The sequence below is a fragment of the Deefgea piscis genome, from assembly GCF_019665785.1.
GTDB lineage: Bacteria > Pseudomonadota > Gammaproteobacteria > Burkholderiales > Chitinibacteraceae > Deefgea.
This window is the reverse complement of the sequence record NZ_CP081149.1, coordinates 1,911,082-1,935,184: the sequence shown is the minus strand read 5'-3', so window position 1 is coordinate 1,935,184 and position 24,103 is coordinate 1,911,082. Positions and strand designations below refer to the sequence as shown.

The following is a 24,103-nucleotide window of genomic DNA, read 5'->3' as shown; positions in this document are numbered from 1 at the left end:
ACACATGCGGAACATCAACGCCAAGGTGATCTATGAAATTTTTACGCCAACATCGCCAAAAAACGCGACAATAGTGACCTGCCCGAACAAAATGGCCTAGATCATGGATTACTTTCCTTTATTTTTAAATTTAAAGCAGCAAGCCTGCCTCATTGTGGGCGGCGGTGAAATTGCCGTTCGCAAACTGCGTTTATTGCGCTCTGCGGGTGCTGATGTCACCGTCGTGTCGCCCGAGCTCTGTGACGAGATGCATGATTTAGTTCGATCGGGCGAAGTGCGCTGGCAGCCGGCGCAATTTTCGATCACGCAAATTACTGGGCAACGCCTAGTCATCGCCGCCACCGATCAAGCCAGCGTGAATCAAGCGGTGTTTTCGGCTTGCGAAGCGGCCGGCATTTTGGTCAATGCCGTAGATGATCCAAGCCATAGCCGCTTTATCACCCCGGCAATTATTGATAGAACGCCACTCACTATCGCCATTTCAACGGGCGGCGGTGTACCGGTGTTAGCAAGGCATTTACGCGCTCAACTTGAAGCGTTGATTCCCCACGGCTGGGGTGATCTGGCGCAATTGGGTAGCGAATTACGCCAACATTGCAAAGAAAAAATGCCAGACCCCGCGCAGCGCCGCGATTTTTGGGAGGCTGTTTTAGCTGGCCCAATTCCAGACCAAGTTTTCTCTGGGCAAATTGAACACGCCCGCGCACAACTCATATCGGCGATTGATGAGGGCAAGCATGCACCAACGGGCGCAGTGTATTTAGTTGGCAGTGGCCCGGGAAATCCTGATTTGCTGACGTTTCGCGCATTGCGCCTAATGCAGCAAGCTGACGTGGTGTTGTACGACAACTTGGTTTCGCCCGAAATCATGGAGATGGTACGCCGCGACGCTGAGCGAGTTTATGTCGGCAAAAAATCCAATAATCACGCGCTACCGCAAGAAGAAATCAATCGATTACTGGTTCGTTTAGCGCTCGAAGGCAAGAAAGTCTTGCGGCTTAAAGGAGGCGATCCGTTTATTTTTGGTCGTGGCGGCGAAGAGATAGAAGAATTGGCCCAGCACGGCATTGCGTTTGAAGTGGTGCCCGGCATTACCTCGGCCGCTGGCGCATCGTGCTACGCCGGCATTCCGCTCACGCATCGTGATTATGCGCAATCGGTCACTTTTGTAACTGGTCACAGAAAGGCTGGTGAAGTGGATCTTGATTGGCCACGCTTGGTCAATCCAAGTGAAACCGTTGTGGTATATATGGGCGTCGCACAAGCTGGGTATATTGCTGAACAGCTCATTAATCATGGCCGAGATAAAGATACCCTTGTGGCTATCATTGAGCGCGCCACAACGGCACAACAAAGAGTCGTCACCACTACCTTGATTGAGCTCGCCCAGCGAATCGAGCAAGAAGGCATTAAACCCCCTGCCTTGTTGATTATTGGCGATGTGGTGCAATTGCATGACAAATTGAAGTGGTGTTAAAGCACGCACAAAAACCTGCTTTGCAAGCAAAATGGCCAGCTCAATCGCTGGCCATTTTTTTATTCACCGCCCACTTACTTTATCTCGGTCAAATCAGACAAGCGAACTTCTGATTTGTCATCTGTCATCGGCCGACCTTTGCCAGAGCCCCAACGCTGCGCCACATAAATACTGCTGTGCCCCGAAAACAAAAAAGCCACCACGCAAGCCAATAAAGCATACGGGCCAATCGCCGCGCCAAACAGCTCAATCGCCATTAATGTACACGTTAATGGCGTATTAGCAGCACCAGCAAACACTGCCACAAAACCCAAACCAGCCAACAAAGGAAACGGCATATTCAGTAACGGTGCCAAAGCATTGCCCATCGTCGCGCCAATATAAAACAAAGGCGTCACTTCACCGCCTTTAAATCCAGCGCCAAGCGACAAGGTGGTAAAGAATAATTTAAGCGGTGCATCCCAAAATGGGATCGGTTGATTAAACGATTCAACAATACTTGGAATACCCAAGCCAATATACCGCTCGGCCCCAAAAATCAGCACCAAACTGGCCACACAAATGCCGCCAACAAAGGGACGCAGTGGTGGGTACTTGATCCGTTTAAAGTGCCTTGCCACCCAGTGCGTTAATTCAGCAAATGATTTACCCGCCAAGCCAAACAAAGCACCAGCAAACAGCACTGCCAATAAACCCATAATGGTGACTGAAGGAATACTAGGAATCACATAATGCGTGTGATGCACGCCCAAAGATCGCACCAACCAATCGCTCACCAAACTGGCGATTAGACAAGGAAACAAAGCGTTATTGCGCATTTTGCCCAAGGCTTGCACTTCAAGCCCAAACACCGCGCCTGCCAGCGGCGTACCAAACACCCCAGCAAAACCGGCGCTCATTGCCGCCATCAAAATCACCCGCCGATCTTGGACCTTGCGCTTGGTGATCAAGGCAATTTGGTCGGCCAATGCGCCCGACATTTGCACTGCCGTACCCTCACGGCCAACGGATGCGCCAAATAAATGTGAAAATACCGTACCAATAAAAATCAACGGCATCATGCGCAACTGGGTAATCGCGCGAGGCTGATGAATTTCATCGATCAGTAAATTATTACCTGACTCAATATCTCGGCCCCATTCGTAATACACCCAGCCCACCAACAAACCTGCAAAGGGCAAAAATAGAATCAGCACTGGATTAGCAACCCGCGTTGCCGTTGCCCAATCTAATGAGACTAACAATAAGGCCGAGGTCAATCCCGCACACAGGCCAATCACTGCCGCCAGCGGCAACCAGAGCACAATATCGCGCAGCGTTTGCCGATAAAAAGTTTGCCAATTCATTTTTTGTCCTTTACTCGACCAATGCCGATACTGGCCCCAAAATAAAGAGCCCCAACGACAACCATCATCAACACCGCCGTTACCAGTACCACGCTGTCAGCAAAATCGGCAAAATCAGCGCCGTAACCACCCCATTAAAGCCCATCGCCAATCCTGCAAATGCACCTGCCGTATCGGAAATCTGAAACGCGCGCGCAGTGCCTACACCATGCGAAGCCAAACCCAATGCAAAGCCTTGCGCTACTTCATGCTCAATTTTCAACCAGCGAAACAAAGGCAGCGCCATCGCCGCACCTGCAATCCCGGCAACAATCACCGCGTTGGCGGTGAGCGACGGTAAGCCACCATGCTCTTGTGATAAAGCCATCGCAATGGGTGTAGTACATGATTTAGGCGCAAAAGATAATATGGTGGTCCAAGTCAAACCCATCCACTGCCCCAAAATCAACACCGACACAATCCCCACCGTCGAGCCGACCAATAAAGCAATACTCAGTGGAATAAAGTATTGCTTCATTTTCGCTAAATTGAGATACAAAGGAATCGCGAGCGCCACGGTGGCCGGACCGAGCAATAAATGAATCGGCTTGGCACCGGCAAAATAAGTTGCATACGACACGCCGCTAATTTTTAACACCACAATCAGCACTAAAACCGAAACCAACACTGGATTGAGTAAAGGAAAACAACGTGCGCGGTGATACAGCGTATCGGCCAATAAATAAGTCACGCCAGTGAGTGCAATCCATGTTGCAGGATATTGCGCGAGGGCTGAAATAACGCTCATTTGCTAGCCTGCTGAGTCAATTTAGCTTTGCGTCTGGCCAATAAAAACTGCAATACCAAACCCGTTACCAGCAAAGTAATCACGGTAGAAATTAAAATCGTAACCACCATCGCCACACCTTGTGATTTTAATTTGTCACCCAACTCAATCAGCCCCACCCCAGCCGGAACAAACAAAATACCCAAGTAGCGAAGCAAGCCTTCTGAAGCATAAACCACGCGTTGCTCGGCACCGCGCCGCACAATACACCATGCAGTCAGCAGCAACATGCCAATCACCACCGCAGGAATTGGCAACTGAAACAGCTGCCGTAATAATTCACCACTGACTAAGGCGAGAAAAATAATTGATAAGCCATACAACATACGCAATCCAATTTCAGAATTTGCCAATATCAACACTCTACTGCGAGCCAGCAGCGCTGAATAGACCAATCAATTACCTTGATCAATGGATTTAATTTCCAAAATCGGCACATTGAATACCGACCATTTAGATCAACCTACAGCAAGATATTGATTTAAAGATAAAATTTATATTTAAGCGCGGTTCTCGTTGCAATAAATCGCCATAAACACGCAACAATATTCAATTAAGTCCATCGCTCAACATCAAATGTAAAACGCTATTTTAGAATTGCTTTCCCACCCTGAAGCGGTTTTCGTTAAAATGCGGCTATGAATACCGAATCCATGCTTTGCTTTCACTGCGCCCAGCCTTGCCCCGCCCAAAGTGAATTTCAAATCCGCTATCGCCAAGCAATGCACCCTGCCTGCTGCGCGGGCTGCCAGGCGGTGGCCGAAACGATTATCAATAGCGGCTTAGATCAATACTATACGCAAAGGCAACAGCCAGCCGATCGCAACGCACCACTACCTACCGAGCTACTTGAGCAACTGGCGCTGTATGACGACCCAGCCTTACAGCAAGACTTTGTTCACACCACCAGCGGCCAAGAAAAAGAAGCGGCGCTCATCCTCGAAGGGATAAGCTGCGCGGCGTGCATTTGGCTCAATGAGCAACATATCGCCCAACTAAAAGGCGTTACCTCGGTATCGATCAATTATTCCAATCACCGAGCACGCATTGCTTGGGATGACAGCCAAATTCAACTGTCGACGATTTTGCAACACATTGCCGCAATTGGTTATCGCGCCATCCCTTATGACCATGCTCGCGATGAGCAAAACTGGCAAAAACAAAGAAAGTCGGCCTTATTTCGTCTGTGGGTTGCCGGTCTCTCGATGATGCAAGTCATGATGTTTGTCGTGCCGATTTACCTCGCCCCCGCAGGGGAAATCGAAGCCAACTGGCTCTCCATGATGCACTGGGGCAGTGCTTTACTTACCTTACCTGTGGTGTTGTATTCTTGCTGGCCGTTTTATCGCAACAGCTGGCGCGATTTGCGTCGTGGCCGCGCCAGCATGGATTTGCCCGTCAGCATCGGCGTATTGGTGTCATTTTTTGCCAGTTTGTATGCGCTGATCACCGATCATGGCGAGATTTATTTCGATGCCGTATCGATGTTTGTGTTTTTACTATTAGGCGGGCGCTATTTAGAGCTCAAAGCGCGGCGCAGTGCCGGTGCTGCGGCAGAAAAACTCGTTAAATTAGTGCCCACCTTTGCCCATCAACTCGATACCGAGCAGCGATTGCATGAGGTTGCCGTCAGCCGGCTCAAGGTCAACGATCGCATTGTGGTTAAAGCGGGTGAGATCATCCCGATTGATGGGGTGGTGCTTGGCGGATCTAGCGATGTAAATGAAGCCATGCTCACTGGCGAATCGCTACCCGCTCATAAAACTAGCGGCGCGCTAGTCACCGCAGGCACGGCCAATTTACTCTCACCACTCACCATTGAAGTACTACACACTGGCAGCGAAACGCGAATTGCCGCCATGGTGCGCATTTTGGATCAAGCACTAAGCCAAAAGCCTCGTTTAGCCACCATTGCTGATCAAATTGCCGGCTGGTTTGTATTTGGTCTACTGATTGCCGCAGCCGCAACGTATTGGTACTGGCATTTGCACGATCCTTTGCATGCGCTGCCGATTACGGTGGCACTGTTAGTCGTGTCTTGCCCTTGCGCCTTGTCGCTCGCCACCCCCACCGCGCTTACGGCGTCTACAGGCCATTTGGCGCAACTGGGTTTATTGGTCACTCGCGCCAACTTATTAGAGACCCTCGCCAAAGTCACCGATATTGTGCTCGATAAAACTGGCACACTGACCTTTGGTGAGCCGCGAATTACCCGAACCATCGCACTTAACATCAGCAGCGAGCGGGCTTTGGCCATCGCACAAAGCCTTGAGCAGCAATCGGAACATCCGATCGCCAAAGCGTTTTTAGCCGAGTCCAATACCGAAAGCCTGCCCGTAGCGCAGCAAGTACAAAAACATGCTCAGGGCGGTCTATCCGCAATAATCAATCAGCAGTATTACGTCATCGGCTCACTAGCATTTCTTGCCGAACAGATACAACAAGCCGTACCCGAAGAATTTGAGCTGTATCGGACTGAAGGCAGCATGGTTGCACTATCAGACGGACATACCTGGCTAGCCGCCTTTGTATTAGCCGATCAGTTACGCACTGATGCCATCGCCACCATCGCTGAGCTCAAAGCCTGCGGCGTACAACTGCATCTGGTTTCTGGTGACCAATCGAGTAGCGTACAAGCCGTAGCGCAACAGCTCAACATTCAATCAGCTATCGCCAATGCAACACCTGAAAGCAAAGTCAGCTACATGCAGTCCTTACAACAACAAGGCAAAACTGTGTTAATGATTGGCGATGGCGTCAATGATGCGCCGGTGCTAGCGCTAGCCAATGTTTCAATTGCCATGGGCGCTGGCGTGGATATTGCCCATGCCGCTGGCGATATGGTGCTATTAAACAACAATCTGTCTTGCCTTCCCGCCGCACTGGCACTCGCCAAAAAAACCCAGTCCATTATCAAACAAAATTTACTCTGGGCTTTGCTTTACAATCTCGGCGCATTGCCGCTGGCGGCGGCTGGGTTTATCACCCCTTGGCTTGCCAGCCTAGGCATGGCGATCAGTTCATTGCTGGTTGTCGTCAATGCCTTACGCCTACTTTCACGCCAAAAGAGGCCATAAAATGGAAAGCCTTTACCTGTTAATACCGCTCTCGATTCTACTTGCCTTCGTCATTGGCTTTGTCTTTTGGTGGACCATCCGCAGCGGTCAACTGGACGACCTTGAAGGGCCAAGCTGGCGAATTTTGCATGACGATGACAAGTTGCCGCAGAAAACCGACTCAAACGACGCAGAAAAACAAAAAAATCCTGACTGAACCCGTTACAAACAGGTAAAATCGGGCAGTTTGTAACTATGCACACTTGATTAATATCAAGTTTGCTCAGCATTGAGTTGCGTATAGTCCGTAGAGTCTTTCGCCCCTTATCAGCGGGACAAAAGACATCGCTAGACCACCGTGATTGGGTTCACCCAAAAACACATACCACTCAGCACAAATCAAAAATAAGTTTTTAACTAAATTCCAAGCAGTTGGAGATCAATCGGAGCGCTCTAATGGAAAACCAAGCCACATACAATTACAAAGTGGTTCGGCAGTTTGCCATCATGACGGTCGTTTGGGGGATTGTCGGAATGTTGGTTGGCGTAATTATCGCCGCCCAAATGTTCTGGCCAGAACTCAATTTCGGTCCGTACTTTCATTTTGGTCGTTTACGCCCACTTCACACTAACGCAGTTATTTTTGCGTTCGGTGGCTGTGGACTATTCGCAACGTCGTACTACGTAGTTCAGCGCACCTGTAATGTGCGTCTTATCAGCGATAAACTCGCCGCCTTCCATTTTTGGGGTTGGCAGCTGGTGATTCTATTGGCAGCGATTACATTGCCTTTGGGTTACACCCAAGGTAAAGAATATGCTGAACTTGCATGGCCGATTGATATCTTAATCACCGTAGTTTGGGTGTGTTATGCCATCGTGTTTTTTGGCACGATTGCCAAGCGCAAAGTAAAGCATATTTATGTCGCCAACTGGTTCTACGGCGCATTTATTCTAGCTGTTGCCTTGCTACACATTGTCAATAGTTTGGTTCTGCCTGTTTGGGGCACCATGGATTCATACCCAATTTACTCTGGCGCGGTCGATGCCATGGTGCAATGGTGGTATGGGCATAATGCGGTTGGTTTCTTCTTAACTGCTGGCTTCTTGGGCATGATGTATTACTTCGTTCCTAAGCAAGCAGGACGTCCGATTTATTCTTATCGCCTATCAGTAGTGCATTTCTGGGCGCTGTCTTTCACCTATATGTGGGCCGGCCCTCATCACTTGCATTACACCGCGCTACCTGACTGGACTCAGTCTTTAGGTATGGTGTTCTCTCTGATTCTGCTTGCACCAAGCTGGGGCGGCATGATCAACGGGATCATGACCTTGTCAGGCGCATGGCACAAACTACGCACTGATCCAATCTTGAAATTCTTAGTGACTGCATTGTCGTTCTACGGCATGTCGACCTTTGAAGGCCCAATGATGGCGATCAAATCAGTCAATGCATTGAGCCACTACACCGACTGGACTGTAGGCCACGTTCACTCTGGCGCACTCGGTTGGGTAGCGATGATTACCATCGGCTCGATCTATTACTTGATCCCACGTTTGTTTGGTCGCGACCAAATGTTCTCGGTTAAGTTAATCGAAGTGCATTTCTGGATGGCCACCTTAGGTACCGTACTGTACATCGCTTCAATGTGGATTGCCGGCGTGACTCAAGGCTTGATGTGGAGCGCACTCAATAGCGATGGCACTTTGGCTTACTCGTTTATTGAAGCAGTTAAAGCGTCGTACCCTTACTACTTCATCCGCTTCTTGGGTGGCGTCATGTTCTTATCGGGTATGTTGCTGATGTTCTACAACGTGATTCGCACCATCTCCGAAGGCAAAGCGGTTGATGCACCGATCCCAGCCGTTGCAGCGCACGCCTGATCGCGCAAGGAATAAATTGAAATGAATAAAATTCAGAAAATCGTTGAAGAGAACGTGTTTTATCTGATCGTCCTGACTTTTTTTACGCTCAGCATCGCAATGTTTGTCGAAATTTTGCCGCTGATGTTTAGCAAAAGTGTCACTCAGCCGATCGCTGGCGTTAAACCCTACAGCTCATTACAGCTAGCAGGTCGTGACGTTTATATTCGTGAAGGTTGCTACTCATGTCACTCACAGATGATTCGTCCATTTCGCTCAGAAACTGAGCGCTATGGCCACTACTCTGTTGCGGGTGAATCAGTGTATGACCGTCCTTTCCAATGGGGTTCAAAACGTACTGGTCCGGATTTAGCTCGGGTTGGCGGACGTTATTCTGACGAATGGCATCGTGTTCACTTGATGAATCCACGTGATGTAGTACCTGAATCAAATATGCCGGCGTTTGCTTTTTTGGCCACCAAGCCAGTTGATGGCGAATTGATGACCAAAAAACTACAAACCCTGCGTAATTTAGGTGAGCCATACACCGACGCTGACATTGCTGGTGCTGCCGAAGCGGTTAAAGGCAAAACAGAAATGGATGCAGTGATTGCCTATTTACAAGGCCTCGGTCTCGCACTGAAAAACAAGAGGTAAGCACCATGGATCTGCAAACTGAAGCCCGCATTGTGGTCACCGTTCTTGGATTTATCATGTTTCTTGGGATTTGTTTTTGGGCGTTCAGTCGCCACAACAAAGCCAGCTTTGAGCAAGAGGCACAGCGCGTATTTCTTGACGATGACTTGCCTTCATCAGACAAGCAGACCTAATGCGTTCGGAGAATAAAATATGAATGATTTTACGAGCAGTTTTTGGGGTTATTTCATCGCGGCAGTGTCTTTAGGCGGGATTTTTTATTGCGCCTACATTCTCGCTACGCAGATGAAATACAAACTAAAAAAAGGCGAAAAAGCGCAAGTCACCGGCCACGTATGGGACGGGGACTTAGAGGAATACAATAATCCGCTACCAGGCTGGTGGGTGGGCATGTTCATTGCGACGATTGTTTTCGCTTTGGCCTATTTATTTCTCTATCCAGGCTTAGTCGCTTTTGGTAATGCCAAAGATTGGTCTTCTGCAGGTCAATACAAAGCAGAGATCGTCAAAGCAGACCAACAAACTGATGCGCTGTACGCCAAGTTTATGGCAATGCCAATCCCTGAAGTTGCCAAGTCTCCTGAAGCGACGCAAATGGGTAAGCATTTGTTTCAAACTTACTGCGTGCAATGTCATGGTGCCGATGGTCGTGGCGCAAAAGGTTTTCCAAACCTGACTGACAGCGATTGGCTGTATGGCGGCACACCTGCCGACATTGAACACACGATCAAAGTGGGTCGTCATGGTCAAATGCCAGCCTTTGGTGCAGTGTTTGGCGAAGAAAAAGTACGCGACGTCGCTAACTACGTGATGAAGTTGTCAGGCAATACCGCTTACAACAACGTTCGTGCTGAGCGCGGTGCCAATACCTATGCTCAAGTTTGTATTGCATGTCACGGCACCGACGGCAAAGGCAATCAAGCGCTTGGCGCACCTAACCTCACCGACAAAGTGTGGTTATACGGCGGCTCAGAGGCAACGATTGTTGAAACCATCACTAATGGTCGAAACAACGTCATGCCAGCTTGGCAAGACTTCCTTGGCAACGGCAAAATACATTTGCTTTCTGCCTATGTATATGGTCTAAGCCACGAAAAGAAATAAGCCATACAGGCATCATTGCGGGCGGATCTAATCCGCCCGTTTTTCATTTAAGCAATTAAGCGAGCGCTTGTTCGATCGATATTAATTATAAAAACAATACTAAAGACCAGCATAAACTGGGTTTTAGTATTGTTTTTCTCGGAGCTAATCATGAGCAAAAAACTTCACGAAATTCCAATTAACGTGGTGAATGTTAAAGACGACGGCCAGCTCGAAGAAGTCATGCTGTACGCCGCGCACAAAAAAATCTATCCGCGTTGGATTACGGGGTTTTGGAATAATTGGCGGGTGTTTTTTGTTTTTGTTACTCAGCTTTTCTTTTATGGCATGCCGTGGCTGATCATTAACGACAGACAAGCGCTGCTATTTGATTTGCTACATCGTAAGTTTTATGTTTTTGGCCTGGTTTTTCTGCCGCAAGACTTTATTTACCTCACCGCATTGTTGCTATTGAGTGCCTTTGGTTTATTTGCTTGGACCACCATTGGGGGGCGGCTGTGGTGTGGTTACGCCTGTCCACAAACGGTGTATACAGAAATCTTTTTATGGATAGAAAAATGGGTTGAAGGCGATCGAGCTGCCCGAATTAAACTCGATAATGCGCCACTGAACGGCAAAAAGCTGCGCTTAAAATTCATTAAACACAGCCTTTGGGTGCTATTTGCACTCTGGACTGGCTTTACTTTTGTCGGTTACTTCACGCCCATCCGCGCCTTATGGACTGATCTACTGACGTTTACGCTGTCAGGTTATGCGCTGTTTTGGGTACTGTTTTATGCTTTTGCCACCTATGGCAATGCCGGCTGGATGCGCGAACAAGTTTGCAAATACATGTGTCCTTATGCGCGCTTTCAAAGCGCGATGTTTGATGCCGACACGCTAATTATCAGCTATGACGCCGAGCGCGGTGAAAACCGTGGCAGCCGTAAAAAAGGCAGTGACTATCAAGCGGCAGGCCTTGGTGACTGTATTGATTGCACCATGTGTGTTCAAGTGTGTCCGGTCGGCATTGATATTCGCAACGGTCTGCAATATGAATGCATCGGCTGTGCCGCCTGTATTGATGCTTGCGATGAAATCATGGACAAAATGAACTACCCACGCGGCCTCGTTCGCTACACCACCGAAAACGCTTTGGAGCATAAATACCCCGAGCGCGACATCATCAAGAAAATCACCCGCCCTCGGGTCATTATGTACGCCGTGGTCATTAGCATTACCCTCGGCGTCACGATTACATCGTTAATGATGCGTCAACCGGTTAAAGTTAATATTGAGCGCGATCGAATCGCGCTGGTGCGTGAGGTTGAAGATGGCTTATTGGAAAATAGCTACCGCCTGTTGATTCAAAATGCCAGTGAACAAACGCATACCTACACGATTCAAGCCAAAGGTTTACCGGAAATGAAACTTGTCGGCGAAAATCAAATCAAACTAGCACCCACGGCGATGAGTGACGTTGCAGTTCGCCTTCAAGTGCCACCGCAATTTGCCAAAATGGGTAGCCACGAAATTGAATTTATCGTGACCGCTAAAGATGACCCGGCACAAACCGTAGTCGAAAAAGCCACTTTTATTGGACGTTAAGATGAATGAAGAACAAAAACCTTGGTACAAGCATCCGCATGTTTGGCTATTAATTACCTTCCCTGTGCTGGCCATTATGGGTGGTTTTCACATGCTGCACTTGGTCTCCACCTCGACCGACAGCTTGGTGAGTGACAATTATTACAAGGAAGGCAACCAAGTCAATCAACGCCTAGAGCAAGATCAAGCGGCCATTGCCAAAGGCATTACCGCCCAGATTTTACTCGGCGACAACCAAAAAACCGTGCGGATTATCTTAAACCGCAATGACTTAGGCCCAATCAAGCTCAAGCTCATCCACCCAACGCTCAGCGGGCGTGATCAAGAAGCGCCCCTGAGCTCAAATGACGGCATTATTTATAACGGTGAATTTGCGCATCCGGTCACAGCCAATCGCTGGTACGCCGAGCTGTCCGACATGAAAAACACGTGGAGTCTACGCAAAGAATGGGCATCACAAATTTCGGCGGCATTAACACTACCGTAATCTAGCCTAATTGCAGCGATCTCAGAATTTGAGATCGCTGCAAAAATCGCCTAAGAAAACAAATCCATTCCGCATGTTGCTCGGCCAATAAACTCAAACAATACATCTGAAGTCGGCCCCATAATTGCGGCAGCTCTAGAATCCCTAAAATACCGCTCAACACCAACATCTTTACGAAACGCCGCGCCACCACACACCCGCATCGCCATATCACCCACTTCAAGCGCAGTTTCGGCGCACCCCACTCTTACTTCTAAGACTCGCAATAGGGTGTCCGCTCGGCCACAAGCAATTGCTGCTAGCGTATCGTCGCGCAAAGCCCTGGCCATATCAGCGCGAATTTTTGCCTTACCGATATACGCCCGAATCGTCGGCAGGTCAGCCAAAGCACTATCGGTATGCTGATAACGTATGCCAGTCACATGGCCCACTGTTCTTTGCATCAATGCCTCGATAATACCTACTGAGCACGAAGCCGTTAGCACCGCAAATACCGGCAGAACCGTACCCATCATAATGTCAAAGCCAGCGCCATCCTGACCCATTTGATCGCTCGGACTCACCATCACCGCCTTGGCATAAATCGGCGATGACGCATTACCACGTAAGCCCATGCCATCAAAGGGCTTGGGCATGGTTAAACCTGCCGTATTGCTCGGCACATACCAGAGTGTACTCAAACCCTCTGCCGCCAATGGCTTTGAAGTCCAAACATAGGAGTCTGCCTCACACGCAGAGGTAACCCATGATTTCTCAGCATCCAACGCTATTTTGTCGGCAACTAAACGCGCAGTACTCACTGGCGCCCAAAAATGACTACGAGAGCCATTCTCAGACCAAGCCAAAGTCGTTAAATGCCGCCCTGCGGCAATTTCACGGCGAATCTCGATACGACCAAAAGCCTCTATCGCCACCGAGCCACAATAATGCATACACAGCACCATGGCCGTGGTTGGACAAGCTTCAGCAATTTTTTCGATCACTTTTGCCGCTTCATTCAAGCCCAAACCCAAGCCACCTACCTCAGCAGACGACAGTAAGCCGAGCCAACCGGCCTCACCCAATCGGGTCATGGCTGCACGAGGAAACACCGCATTTTTATCGGTTTCTATCGCCGCAGGCGCAATCGTATCGCTAATAATACTGTCCAACGTTGACCAATTAACCATAAATCACCTCATAAAGACTGAAAGAAAACAAAGCAACTCAAATGCGTTAACGCATTTCACTTTTTAAAAGGGCCGCAAATTTTCGGCGAAACCGCAGCATCTTCGGTACCACCGTGGTGACGCAATAAGGATTAAGTGGGTTCTTCTCAAAAAAAGAGTCGTGCTCGGAGCCTGCTCGCCAAAATGGCTGCGCGGGCACGACCTCGGTCACAATCGGACTTGGGAAACGTTTTTCCGCCTCTATCTGTTGGATTACTTTTTTGGCAATACTTTTTTGTTGCTCTGTTTGATAAAAAATCATCGACCGATACAAACGCCCAACCTCATCACCTTGCCGATCAATAGAAGTTGGATCGTGAGAATCAAAATAAACGTCTAACAAAATCTCAAAACTAATCACCCTGGGATCAAACTCAATGCGCACGACCTCCACATGCTCGGTTTCTTGTGCGCACACAGACTCATAAGTTGGATTTTTAGTTTTGCCACCGCAAAATCCAGACTCCACTTTTAGCACGCCATTTAATCGAACAAACAAGGCCTCCATACACCAAAAGCACCCTCCCCCTAAGACGACGACCTCGTTAGAAGTAAACATATCAGACCCCTATTGCGCTGGTGAGTTGTAACCGCGAAGGTGCACTATGCGTGCACTGCCTACAAAATTTAGCATGCACCCAATAAAAATCCATCCTCATAGTCAGCTAGAAAACAAATATATTTATATACAACCTACTCAAAGATTTCATACATCACAAGATTTAACATAAAAAACCCATTTAAAAATGACACTACAAGACAGTAAAACATAAGCTATAAAAATTTATAGTTACATTGTGCGCTATATAATTCAGCAATAGTTGGCAGTAGCGTCAGTAGAATACGTAAGAAACACACAAGGCAATCGTCAGACTAAGGAGTGACCATGCTGAGTTTTAAATCTATCGGGGTCAATATCTACATCGCCCTAATCATCGGCTCACTTCTACTGGCCGTTCAATCGCTAAGCTATAAGCAGGCCGCTAAACAGCTAGAAACAGAAAGAACCCATGAGTTGGTACTCATCAGCAAAAAAATCGCCATCGCCCTACCTCTTTTGCTCGAACAAAACCAAGCTGAAGTCGCCAAACAAATAATTGCGGCGGAATTACAAAATTCATTTATTGAATCAATTCAAATTTTTAATAATAATAAATTATTAATCGACCTACAAAGCCAAACCAAATCAACAGCACCAATTCAATTTGAGACACAAACGAACACCAACACACCAGACAAACCGACCATTAACATAACTTATAACAAGGAAGATTTGTCTTATAAGTTACAAAAACAACAACTAGATTTGTTGCTATATTCATTACCCACATCCATCATTTTATTTATAATTTTATTGCAACTTATTAAATGGAAGTTTACTCAGCCAATATCGCAAATAAAAAACATCTTGCATCAAATCACAAGCAACCCACATTCGCAGTGCATTTATCCTGCAGAAAACAAAGAAACCAATGATCTTAGCGATGTTTGCTCACAACTTCATAAACACATCATTGATCGAAACGACAACGACCAACAATCTAGCCAAACAATTAGCGTAACTTCTGAAGAAATAGCGGCGACCGCCGCTGAATTTGCTAGTTCAATGAGTGCGCAAAATGCCAGTCTGACGCGTAGTAATGCCTCAATGAGCGAAATATCAAAATCAATTAATACCAATACCGAACACGCCAATAGCACGCATTACATTGCAAAAGAAAGCGCAACCCGTGCCAAAGAAGGCCATGTTTTAATCCAGCAAACAATTAGTGCGATAGCCAGCATTCACAGCAAAATCAGCATTATTGATGATTTAGCTTACCAAACTAATATTTTGGCTTTAAATGCCGCAATCGAAGCGGCCAGAGCCGGCATACACGGCAGAGGATTTGACGTTGTTGCACAAGAAGTTCGGCGACTCGCAAATCGTAGCCAAACCGCCGCAGGCGATATTGAAATGCTTGTAAAACAAGGGATTAATAGCTCAAATGAAGTAGGCCACTTATTTGGCGACCTAAGCTACCTAACTGAAGAAACCGAGCGACTCATTGAAGATATCGCACTCAATTCAAGTAAACAATCGCACAATTTATCGCAACTTAATCAAGAAAACCTACAAATTAGCCTATTAATGAACCACCTTTCTTCTTCTTCCGAAGAATTATCCGCTACGGCACATGAATTAGGTGTCATTGCAGAACGTCATTTAAGAAATCTTGAACAACCGACGCCTGATTCAACTGAAGCAATTAACAATCCTCACGCCTACGCATTACCACCGCTGATTGTGCGTCATGGCTGACACCGCATTAACCATGTTTTGACTCTTGATCAACAGCAATCAATCAGCCGAGGCAAAACAAGTCCATTTCAAGTACTGTAACCTGCAAGTTTGCCATGTTGAGGGCGTGCTGCGGCTGGTATAATCTGGGATTGTCCAGCTAGAGCGCGCTCTTACACTATGTCGCAATTGCCTCAACTGCCTCGCGCCAATGAGCGCCTCAAACTCGCACAACCCCACGGCTCTGCTGATGCCATGCTCTTGGCCGACTACGCACAAGTTGCGCGGCCCTTAGTGATTTTGACGGCCAACGCGCAAGAAGCGGGCCGACTCAAAGACGAGCTCAGTTTCTTTTTGCCAGAAAAAACCGTCCTGCAGCTACCAGACTGGGAAACACTGCCTTACGATCATTTTTCTCCGCATTCCGACTTGATTAGTGAGCGACTTGCCACGCTGTGGCAAGCTCGGCAAAACGCCGTTGACGTGCTCATCGTGCCGCTACAAACAGCGATGGGCGTATTACCGCCCGTTGAATTTTTAACCGCAACGACTTTTTTCATCAAAAAAGGCGATGCGTTTGACGCTGACCAGCTGCGCGCCGACATGGCTTTTGCCGGCTACAACCACGTCACCCAAGTGTATGGGCCGGGCGAGTTTTCGATTCGCGGCGGTTTAATCGATTTATTTCCAATGGGCAGCACGCTGCCATTTCGAATTGATTTATTCGACAATGAAATCGAATCGATTCGCACCTTTGACGTCGACACCCAGCGCAGCCTCTACCCTGTGCCTGAAATTCGTTTACTGCCCGCCAGAGAATTTCCTAGCGATGAAGCCGGTTGTAAATTATTTCGGCAAAACTTTCGCGAAGCCTTTGAGGGCGACCCATCTAAAGCGCGGCTTTACAAAGACATTTCAAGCGGCGTGATTCCTGCTGGCATCGAATATTACTTGCCACTGTTTTTTGAGCACACTGCTACCGTTTTCGACTACTTGCCCAAAGAGGCAGTATTGGTCTTGCACGGAGCATTAATGGGCGCTGCAGAGCAATACTGGCAAGATATTGCTGAGCGACATAAGCTCAGCTATGGCGACAAAGATCGTCCACTTTTGCCGCCACGCACGCTGTTTGTCGCGCCAGATCTTTTATTTAGCCATATCAAAAACTATCGCCGCATTGAGCTGGGCGATGGCGAAACCAGCCTCACCCAGCCGCTACCGGCGCTTGACGTGGATCGGCGCAACGACAATCCAATCCGTCGACTCAACGATTTTGTTGAACACTATCCGGGAAAAATTATCCTCAGCGCCGAAAGCCTAGGCCGGCGCGAAACCATGTCGCAGTTTTTTGCTGAATACGGCTTTAAGCCGACTTTGGTCGAGAATTGGCAAGCCGCTTTAAACAGCAAAGCCCACGCCCTATTGCTGGCCTCGCCGCTGTTTCGTGGTTTTGAATGGCGCAGTGAATCGATTGCCATCATTACTGAGGCGGATCTCTATCCGTCGGTTATCCAAAGTCGCGGTAAAAAACAACAAAAACGCAGCAATACCGACGCCATGTTGCGCGATTTATCCGAGCTTAAAATTGGCGATCCGGTGGTGCACGAAGCGCACGGTATTGGCCGCTATATGGGCCTTACGTCAATGGATTTGGGCGATGGGCCGACCGAATTGCTGCTCATTGAGTACTCAGGCAATGACAAACTCTATGTACCAGTCAGCCAATTGCACGTGATTTCCCGTTATTCGGGCGGTGCGTCAGACTCGGCGCCGATGCATAAACTGGGCTCAGGCTCGTGGGAAAAAACCAAACGTAAAGCCGCCGAACAAGTGCGCGATACTGCGGCGGAATTACTTAATCTTTACGCGCGCCGCGCAGCGCGTGAAGGCCACGCGTTCGAATGGAGCCCACACGATTACGAAGCCTTTGCCGCGGGCTTTGGCTTTGAAGAAACCGCCGATCAAGCTGGCGCCATCGAAGCAGTATTAGTCGATATGCGCGTTAAGCAACCGATGGATCGCTTAGTGTGTGGCGATGTGGGCTTTGGTAAAACCGAAGTGGCACTGCGTGCGGCTTTTGCTGCGGTGGCCGGTGGCAAGCAAGTTGCCGTTTTAGTCCCCACCACCTTGTTGGCTGAGCAGCACTTTCAAACCTTTGTCGATCGTTTTTCAGACTGGCCAATTAAAGTCGCCGAACTGTCTCGCTTTCGCTCTGGCAAAGAAACTGCGGCAGCGATTGCTGGTCTGGCTGACGGCAGTGTGGATATCGTCATTGGTACACACAAATTGGTGCAGCCAGACGTAGTGTTTAAACAGCTGGGCCTCGTCATCATCGACGAAGAGCATCGTTTTGGCGTAAGACAAAAAGAGCAGCTCAAAGCGCTGCGCGCCAATGTGGACGTACTCACCCTCACCGCCACGCCGATTCCACGCACTTTGGCGATGAGTTTAGAAGGCTTGCGTGATTTTTCAGTGATTGCCACCGCGCCCAATAAACGCTTGGCGGTTAAAACCTTTGTGTCTAAATTCTCTGACGGCATTATTCGCGAAGCCGTGCTGCGCGAACTCAAGCGCGGCGGCCAAGTGTTTTTCTTACACAATGAAGTCGACACCATTGAAAACATGCGCGAAAAACTTGCCGCCTTATTGCCCGAAGCGCGCATCGGCGTGGCGCACGGCCAAATGCGCGGCCGCGAGCTAGAACACGTGATGCGTGATTTTACCCAGCAGCGCTTTAACTTATTGCTGTGCTCAACCATTATCGAAAACGGCATCGACATTCCAAACGCCAATACAATCTTGATGAATCGCGCGGATAAATTTGGCTTGGCACAATTACACCAAATGCGCGGCCGTGTTGGTCGCTCACACCATCAAGCGTATGCGTATTTGCTGATTCCTGACGTGGAAAGCATTAGCAGCGACGCCAAAAAACGTCTCGAAGCGATTCAAATGATGGAAGAGCTCGGTTCTGGTTTTTATCTGGCGATGCACGATTTAGAAATTCGTGGTGCCGGTGAAGTGCTTGGCGATTCACAATCAGGTGAAATGCATGAAATTGGCTTTGCACTGTATTCGCAAATGCTTAAAGAAGCCGTCAAAGCGCTCAAAGCCGGTAAAGAGCCTGATTTGTCGCAACCGCTGGGGGTGACCACCGAAATCAATCTGCACTCGCCAGCACTCTTGCCAGAAGACTACTGCCCCGATGTAAACGAGCGTTTGTCACTGTATAAGCGCTTGGCCAGCTGTGACGACAAAGATGAGCTCAATGAAATCCATCAAGAGCTGGTGGATCGCTTTGGCTTACTGCCGGATGCGGCCAAGGTGCTGCTCGATTGCCATCGCTTGCGTATGCTCGCTAAACCACTGGGCATTAGCAAAATTGATGCCGCAGAATCGGCAATTATTATTCACTTCACGCAAAACACCGTTGTGGAACCGATGAAAATCATCAAACTAATTCAAAACAAAAAAAACTACAAACTACAAGGGCAAGACAAGCTGCGCATTGAAGGCGACTGGCCGACCAGTAGCTTACGCGCTGCCCGAATTACCGAGCTGATCCGCGAATTGGTGTAACACACGCGGTATGGCTAAGCCATATCGCAACGCGCTTCACTCCTTACAATTATAATAGATAGGTATTGCCTTGGCTCTTTTGCAAAACAAATCACTCAGCGATATACCCCCACAAGATCTACCATTTTTATATGCCTTTGCCGTGTATGGTAAAGGCCTAGGACAAACTCGGGTCATTGAATTACTCAAACGCGTCGCTTTAGTTAGCCCGTTTGAGCCGTCCATTGCGCTGGATATTCCTTCGGTCAAAGCCACCTTGGGCCGTTTGTTAATTGCCAAATGGATTAAAAACGACGTGGTGGGGTTTGAGCTCAATGATGGCTTGCAATGGCCGCTGTTGGCGCAGCTCAACGAGCATGGCGCCCTGCTCGACTGGGTGAATGCAGCAGTGCAAACCAAACCGGTAGTGCAATATTGGGAAAGCACGTCCAGACAAAGCTATGCCACGCTGTGCGTGTTTTCTGCGCTATTGGGGGATGAATCACTACTGACCAACGATTTAGAAGCATTTAGCACCAGCGGCATGTCCTTAGCGGCGCTCGAGCAGCATCCGGTGCATTTTTTCTTTGACCATCCTCTGGGCGTGCGGCATTTTTCTACGCTGACTGCCGAAGTTCAAGCTTTACTGCTGGTCAATTTTTTGTACTTTGCCAGTAATTTATTAGCGCCAGCGAAAGCACAATACGATTACGCGCTCAACCACTGCGCCACGCTCAAAGGGGTGCTACCCAATTTTGTGTCGATTTTAGCTTGGCAAGCGCACTTACGCGGCGATCAAACTGCATTTGAGCACCTTGCCAAGCTGCTTAATCCCAATGCGCTCTCTGAAGCGGATACCGCCAATCGCCTCAGTCGCGGCGATTTTGTTAGCGCCATTCACCGCTTTGGCCTGCTGATCGAGCAAATCAAAAAACACAGCAATAAGCGCAAAGTCGCCATTAGCGGCGTCAATGGCCTGCTCTATAGTCTGGCCTTAATTGGTTCGCGCAGCGAAGACGATTTAAAGCGCTTAGTCGTGCAGTTTGAGGTCGGCAAAAAAGACAAGCTCAATAGCCTGTATGACGAGCATATTGATTGGATTTATTACCTCGCCACGGGCTTGGCGTGCCACACCTCAACGGTGCAACCGGTCACTGCCAGCTATGGCTTTGCAGGGCTAATTGAGCTGCTGATTTTGTATTGGCGCGACTACCCATTTGATGCCAATTGGCGCACCCAGTGCGAAAAACTGCATCATGCTTGGCAAGAATACGAATGGGTTACGCAAGAGCTCGACGTATTTATGGCGCGCGCTTTTAGCGACGACTTATTACTCCCCAATTGGCATACCGATCGCCAACAGCAAGCTTGGGTCGATTTATTGCCACGCGAAGCGGCTTGGTCACGCGCGCTGACCGCGCTCAGCCAGCTCAATGCCAAGCCCAATGAGATCGCCACCAGCCATATTCGGCTGGTTTGGTTGGTTAGTGTGCTGCACGGCGGCGTTACGCTCGAGCCCAAAGAACAAAAACTCGGCGCCAAAGGCGTCTGGAGCAAAGGCCGCGCCGTCGCGCTCAAACGCCTAGCCATTGGCAATGACCCCGCCTTGGCTTATTTAAGCGCACAAGATCAACGCATCGTTCGGTATGCGCACGCAGAGCATAATTATTATGGTGAGTCGGGCTATACCCTAGATCATGAATCGGCATTATTCGAGCTAATCGGCCATCCGCAAGTGTATTGGGCCGACGCCCCGGATGTGCGCATTGATATTGTGGAGGGTGAAGTTGCACTGCAACTGAAAGAAAACAAAGGCCAAATTTCACTCAAGCTCAACCCTAAAGTGATTGCCGGTGAAGATGTCGTTTGGAAAAAAGAAACCCCGACCCGGCTGATGGTCTATCGCATCAAGCCCGACATTCGCCAAATTGCCGGCATTATTGGCAATGGTCTACTCGTTCCAGCCCAAGCCAAACCACAACTCGTTGGCGCGATTACGGCGATTGCACCCCATATCGCCATTCATTCAGACCTACCCGAGCTAGCCGCACACATCAGCGCAATACCGGGCAACACCATGCTGTACGCGCATTTATTACCACTCAATGAAGGCTTACGCCTGCAGTTTTTGGTGCGCCCGATTCTGGATGGCGGCTGGTTTACCCCGGGCAAAGGCGCGGCCAATATTTTAGGTGAGCAAGACGGCAAGACCGTTCAGGCCGAACGTGACTTAGCGCAAGAAAAAGCCACGCTCAATCACGTACTCAATGTCTGCACCGCGCTGGCCAATGCCGAATCTGACGGTCAAGAATGGCAAATGGACGCGCCCGATGATTGCCTCGAACTATTGATGCAATTGCGCCGATTGCCTGCAGAGCAAATCGAGCTGGTTTGGCCCGAAGGCGAGCGCTTTCGCCTTAAAGCCACTAAATCACTGGCCAATATGAAGCTGGGGCTTAAGCAACAAGGCGATTGGTTTGTCGTCAATGGCGAAGTTAAACTCGACGATGGCAAGGTATTGCAATTGCGCCAATTGCTCGAGTTACTTGACGCCTCACCCGGCCGCTTTTTAAAGCTCGGCGACAACGATTATTTGGCGCTAACTGACTCCTTTAGAAAACGCCTCGAAGAGCTCTACGCCGTCGCAGAACCAAGCGGCAAAGACGGCTTTAAAGTCAACCTGCTGGCCAGTAATGCGCTGCTTGAACTGAGCCAAGAAGTGGGCGAGCTTGAAGCAGACGCTGCGTGGCGCAATCACATCGCCAAGCTCGATCAACTGGCGCAGCACCAGCCCAAAGTGCCATCCACCTTGCAAGCGACGCTGCGCGACTATCAACTAGACGGTTTTCAATGGCTATCTCGCCTTGCGCACTGGGGTGTCGGCGCCTGCTTGGCTGACGATATGGGCTTGGGCAAAACCGTGCAAACCTTGGCCTTAATGCTAGAGCGCGCCCCGCACGGCCCATGCTTGGTGGTGGCCCCGACTTCGGTTGCGCTCAATTGGGAAGCCGAAAGCTGCAAATTTGCCCCGACGCTAAAGATTCAAGCGTATGGGCAACAACGTAAACTGGAAGCCTTAGGCGCGTTTGACGTCATCATCACCAGCTACGGCTTACTGCAACAAGACGCTGAGCAATTTGCTGCCGTGCATTGGCATACGGTGGTGCTGGACGAAGCCCAAGCAATTAAAAATGCCACCACCAAACGCAGCCAAGCTGCTATGGCGCTGCAAGCGAACTTTAGAATGATTGCCACCGGCACACCGATGGAAAATCATTTGGGTGAATTGTGGAATCTATTTCGCTTTATCAATCCAGCGCTACTGGGCTCTAAAGAGAAATTTACCGCCAAATACGCCAACCCGATTGAAGGCGGCGATAAAACGGCCAAACACGCGCTCAAAAAACTCATCCAGCCATTTATGCTGCGCCGAACCAAAACCCAAGTGCTCGCCGAATTGCCATCACGCACCGAAATCACGCTACGCGTGCCACTCAGTAGTGACGAGCAGCATTTATACGAAGCACTGCGCCAACAAGCCGTTGAAAGGCTCGACAGTATTGATGAAGCGGCCAAAAAACCGATGCAAGTACTGGCCGAAATCACCAAACTGCGCCGGTTTTGCTGCAACCCCAAATTAGTAATGAAAGACAGCCAGTTAATCGGTAGCAAGTTGACTGCATTTGCAGAAATCACCGAAGAACTACTCGACAATCAGCATAAAGCTTTGGTGTTTAGCCAATTTGTCGACCATTTAGCCATTGTGCGTGAATGGCTAGAACAAAAAGGCATTGCCTACCAATATCTAGATGGCAGCACACCACCGAAAAAACGCCTTGAAGCAGTCAATGCATTTCAAGCTGGTGAAGGCGATGTGTTTTTGATCAGCCTAAAAGCCGGTGGCTCAGGGCTCAATTTAACTGCAGCCGATTATGTAATTCATCTTGACCCGTGGTGGAATCCAGCGGTAGAAGATCAAGCGTCAGATCGGGCGCATCGCATGGGACAACAACGCCCTGTGACTATTTATCGCCTCGTTGCGGAGGGCACGATTGAAGAGCAAATCGTCGCGTTGCATCACAATAAACGCGACTTGGCCGATAGTTTGCTCGAAGGCGGCGACAGCAGTGGCAAACTCGGCGCCGACGCCTTATTGCAACTACTTAAATCGGCGGTATAACGATGCAAAACTATGATTTTCGGCCCGCCCTAGCCTGTGACGCCAAAGCCATTCACGCCCTTATCGTGCAATCGATCACGCAATTGGGGGTATTAGATCATCAGCATTGCGCACAAACGCTCAGCGACCTATACCATACTATTAATGCGGAAGACATTGCCGAATCGATTAATGATGGTGGCACCGTGTGGCTCGCGGTACAGCAGCAAATAATCTGCGGCGTTGCCGCGATGGATAGGCACGGCGAGATCTTGCATTTTTATGTTTCACCCCAGCATAGCGGGCAAAATTTGGGGCGAGCGTTATTAGCAGCACTCCAATTGAGTGCCCGCGAGCAAGGCTTAAGCCATATAATGCTGGTTACAACGCATAGCGCACGCGGTTTTTTCCGTGGGCAGGGTTTTATCCCAACGCGCCCTGACTTTGCTGAGTGGTTAGAAAAGCCACTACAGCAGCACTAAACCAATGGAAATCAG

At 49.0% G+C, this 24,103-nt stretch carries 18 protein-coding genes; 13 read left to right on the top strand and 5 right to left on the bottom strand.

Annotated features, from left to right (window positions below; translation table 11 throughout):
• Positions 1 to 103: 103 nt before the first annotated feature.
• Positions 104 to 1,477: a siroheme synthase CysG gene (gene cysG, locus K4H25_RS09000; protein ID WP_221020214.1), complete on the top strand. Its 1,374-nt coding sequence runs from the start codon at positions 104 to 106 to the stop codon at positions 1,475 to 1,477.
• Positions 1,478 to 1,551: 74 nt separating this feature from the next.
• Here the strand turns inward: cysG and K4H25_RS08995 are convergent, their stop codons facing one another.
• The 3 genes from K4H25_RS08995 to K4H25_RS08985 all read right to left on the bottom strand — a co-directional run bounded on the left by K4H25_RS08995 (position 1,552) and on the right by K4H25_RS08985 (position 4,002).
• On the bottom strand, positions 1,552 to 2,823 hold the full coding sequence (locus tag K4H25_RS08995; protein ID WP_221020213.1) for a voltage-gated chloride channel family protein: 1,272 nt from the start codon (positions 2,821 to 2,823) through the stop codon (positions 1,552 to 1,554).
• A 79-nt stretch (positions 2,824 to 2,902) separates the two neighbouring features.
• The gene (locus K4H25_RS08990) at positions 2,903 to 3,610 is read right to left on the bottom strand and encodes an LrgB family protein (protein ID WP_221020212.1); all 708 of its coding nucleotides are present in this window, start codon (positions 3,608 to 3,610) and stop codon (positions 2,903 to 2,905) included.
• A complete protein-coding gene (locus K4H25_RS08985; RefSeq protein ID WP_221020211.1) occupies positions 3,607 to 4,002 on the bottom strand; it encodes a CidA/LrgA family protein in 396 nt (131 codons plus the stop codon). Before K4H25_RS08985 ends, K4H25_RS08990 begins: the two co-directional genes overlap by 4 nt.
• A gap of 285 nt (positions 4,003 to 4,287) precedes the next feature.
• Here K4H25_RS08985 and K4H25_RS08980 point away from each other — a divergent pair, with 285 nt between their 5' ends.
• The 8 genes from K4H25_RS08980 to K4H25_RS08945 all read left to right on the top strand — a co-directional run bounded on the left by K4H25_RS08980 (position 4,288) and on the right by K4H25_RS08945 (position 12,400).
• Positions 4,288 to 6,726, top strand: a complete 2,439-nt coding sequence (locus K4H25_RS08980; protein ID WP_221020210.1) for a heavy metal translocating P-type ATPase — start codon at positions 4,288 to 4,290, stop codon at positions 6,724 to 6,726.
• Position 6,727: 1 nt separating this feature from the next.
• Entirely contained in the window at positions 6,728 to 6,922 is a 195-nt protein-coding gene (gene ccoS / locus K4H25_RS08975) for a cbb3-type cytochrome oxidase assembly protein CcoS (protein ID WP_221020209.1), read from the top strand.
• 239 nt (positions 6,923 to 7,161) lie between these two features.
• Complete coding sequence (ccoN, locus tag K4H25_RS08970) at positions 7,162 to 8,586, top strand: cytochrome-c oxidase, cbb3-type subunit I (RefSeq protein ID WP_221020208.1); 1,425 nt, start codon at positions 7,162 to 7,164, stop codon at positions 8,584 to 8,586.
• 21 nt (positions 8,587 to 8,607) lie between these two features.
• Positions 8,608 to 9,222, top strand: coding sequence for a cytochrome-c oxidase, cbb3-type subunit II (ccoO, locus tag K4H25_RS08965; protein WP_221020207.1), 615 nt, complete (start codon positions 8,608 to 8,610; stop codon positions 9,220 to 9,222).
• 5 nt (positions 9,223 to 9,227) lie between these two features.
• Positions 9,228 to 9,395: a cbb3-type cytochrome oxidase subunit 3 gene (locus tag K4H25_RS08960; protein WP_173534028.1), complete on the top strand. Its 168-nt coding sequence runs from the start codon at positions 9,228 to 9,230 to the stop codon at positions 9,393 to 9,395.
• Between the two features lie 19 nt (positions 9,396 to 9,414).
• A complete protein-coding gene (gene ccoP, locus K4H25_RS08955; protein ID WP_221020206.1) occupies positions 9,415 to 10,326 on the top strand; it encodes a cytochrome-c oxidase, cbb3-type subunit III in 912 nt (303 codons plus the stop codon).
• A 150-nt stretch (positions 10,327 to 10,476) separates the two neighbouring features.
• The gene (gene ccoG / locus K4H25_RS08950; protein WP_221020205.1) at positions 10,477 to 11,913 is read left to right on the top strand and encodes a cytochrome c oxidase accessory protein CcoG; all 1,437 of its coding nucleotides are present in this window, start codon (positions 10,477 to 10,479) and stop codon (positions 11,911 to 11,913) included.
• 1 nt (position 11,914) lies between these two features.
• Complete coding sequence (locus tag K4H25_RS08945; RefSeq protein WP_221020204.1) at positions 11,915 to 12,400, top strand: FixH family protein; 486 nt, start codon at positions 11,915 to 11,917, stop codon at positions 12,398 to 12,400.
• A 50-nt stretch (positions 12,401 to 12,450) separates the two neighbouring features.
• Here K4H25_RS08945 and K4H25_RS08940 read toward each other — a convergent pair whose 3' ends face one another.
• Positions 12,451 to 13,569, bottom strand: coding sequence for an acyl-CoA dehydrogenase family protein (locus K4H25_RS08940; protein WP_255587456.1), 1,119 nt, complete (start codon positions 13,567 to 13,569; stop codon positions 12,451 to 12,453).
• A 46-nt stretch (positions 13,570 to 13,615) separates the two neighbouring features.
• Positions 13,616 to 14,167, bottom strand: a complete 552-nt coding sequence (gene msrA, locus K4H25_RS08935) for a peptide-methionine (S)-S-oxide reductase MsrA (protein WP_221020203.1) — start codon at positions 14,165 to 14,167, stop codon at positions 13,616 to 13,618.
• A 327-nt stretch (positions 14,168 to 14,494) separates the two neighbouring features.
• On the opposite strand from msrA, the gene K4H25_RS08930 reads away from it, so the two are divergent.
• The 4 genes from K4H25_RS08930 (at position 14,495) to K4H25_RS08915 (ending at position 24,088) form a co-directional block, all read left to right on the top strand.
• Positions 14,495 to 15,910, top strand: coding sequence for a methyl-accepting chemotaxis protein (locus K4H25_RS08930; RefSeq protein WP_221020202.1), 1,416 nt, complete (start codon positions 14,495 to 14,497; stop codon positions 15,908 to 15,910).
• 159 nt (positions 15,911 to 16,069) lie between these two features.
• Positions 16,070 to 19,468 (top strand): transcription-repair coupling factor, encoded by a 3,399-nt coding sequence (mfd, locus tag K4H25_RS08925; protein ID WP_221020201.1) that lies wholly within the window; start codon positions 16,070 to 16,072, stop codon positions 19,466 to 19,468.
• Between the two features lie 70 nt (positions 19,469 to 19,538).
• Positions 19,539 to 23,627, top strand: a complete 4,089-nt coding sequence (locus K4H25_RS08920) for a DEAD/DEAH box helicase (protein WP_221020200.1) — start codon at positions 19,539 to 19,541, stop codon at positions 23,625 to 23,627.
• 2 nt (positions 23,628 to 23,629) lie between these two features.
• Positions 23,630 to 24,088, top strand: coding sequence for a GNAT family N-acetyltransferase (locus K4H25_RS08915; RefSeq protein ID WP_221020199.1), 459 nt, complete (start codon positions 23,630 to 23,632; stop codon positions 24,086 to 24,088).
• Positions 24,089 to 24,103: the final 15 nt, after the last annotated feature.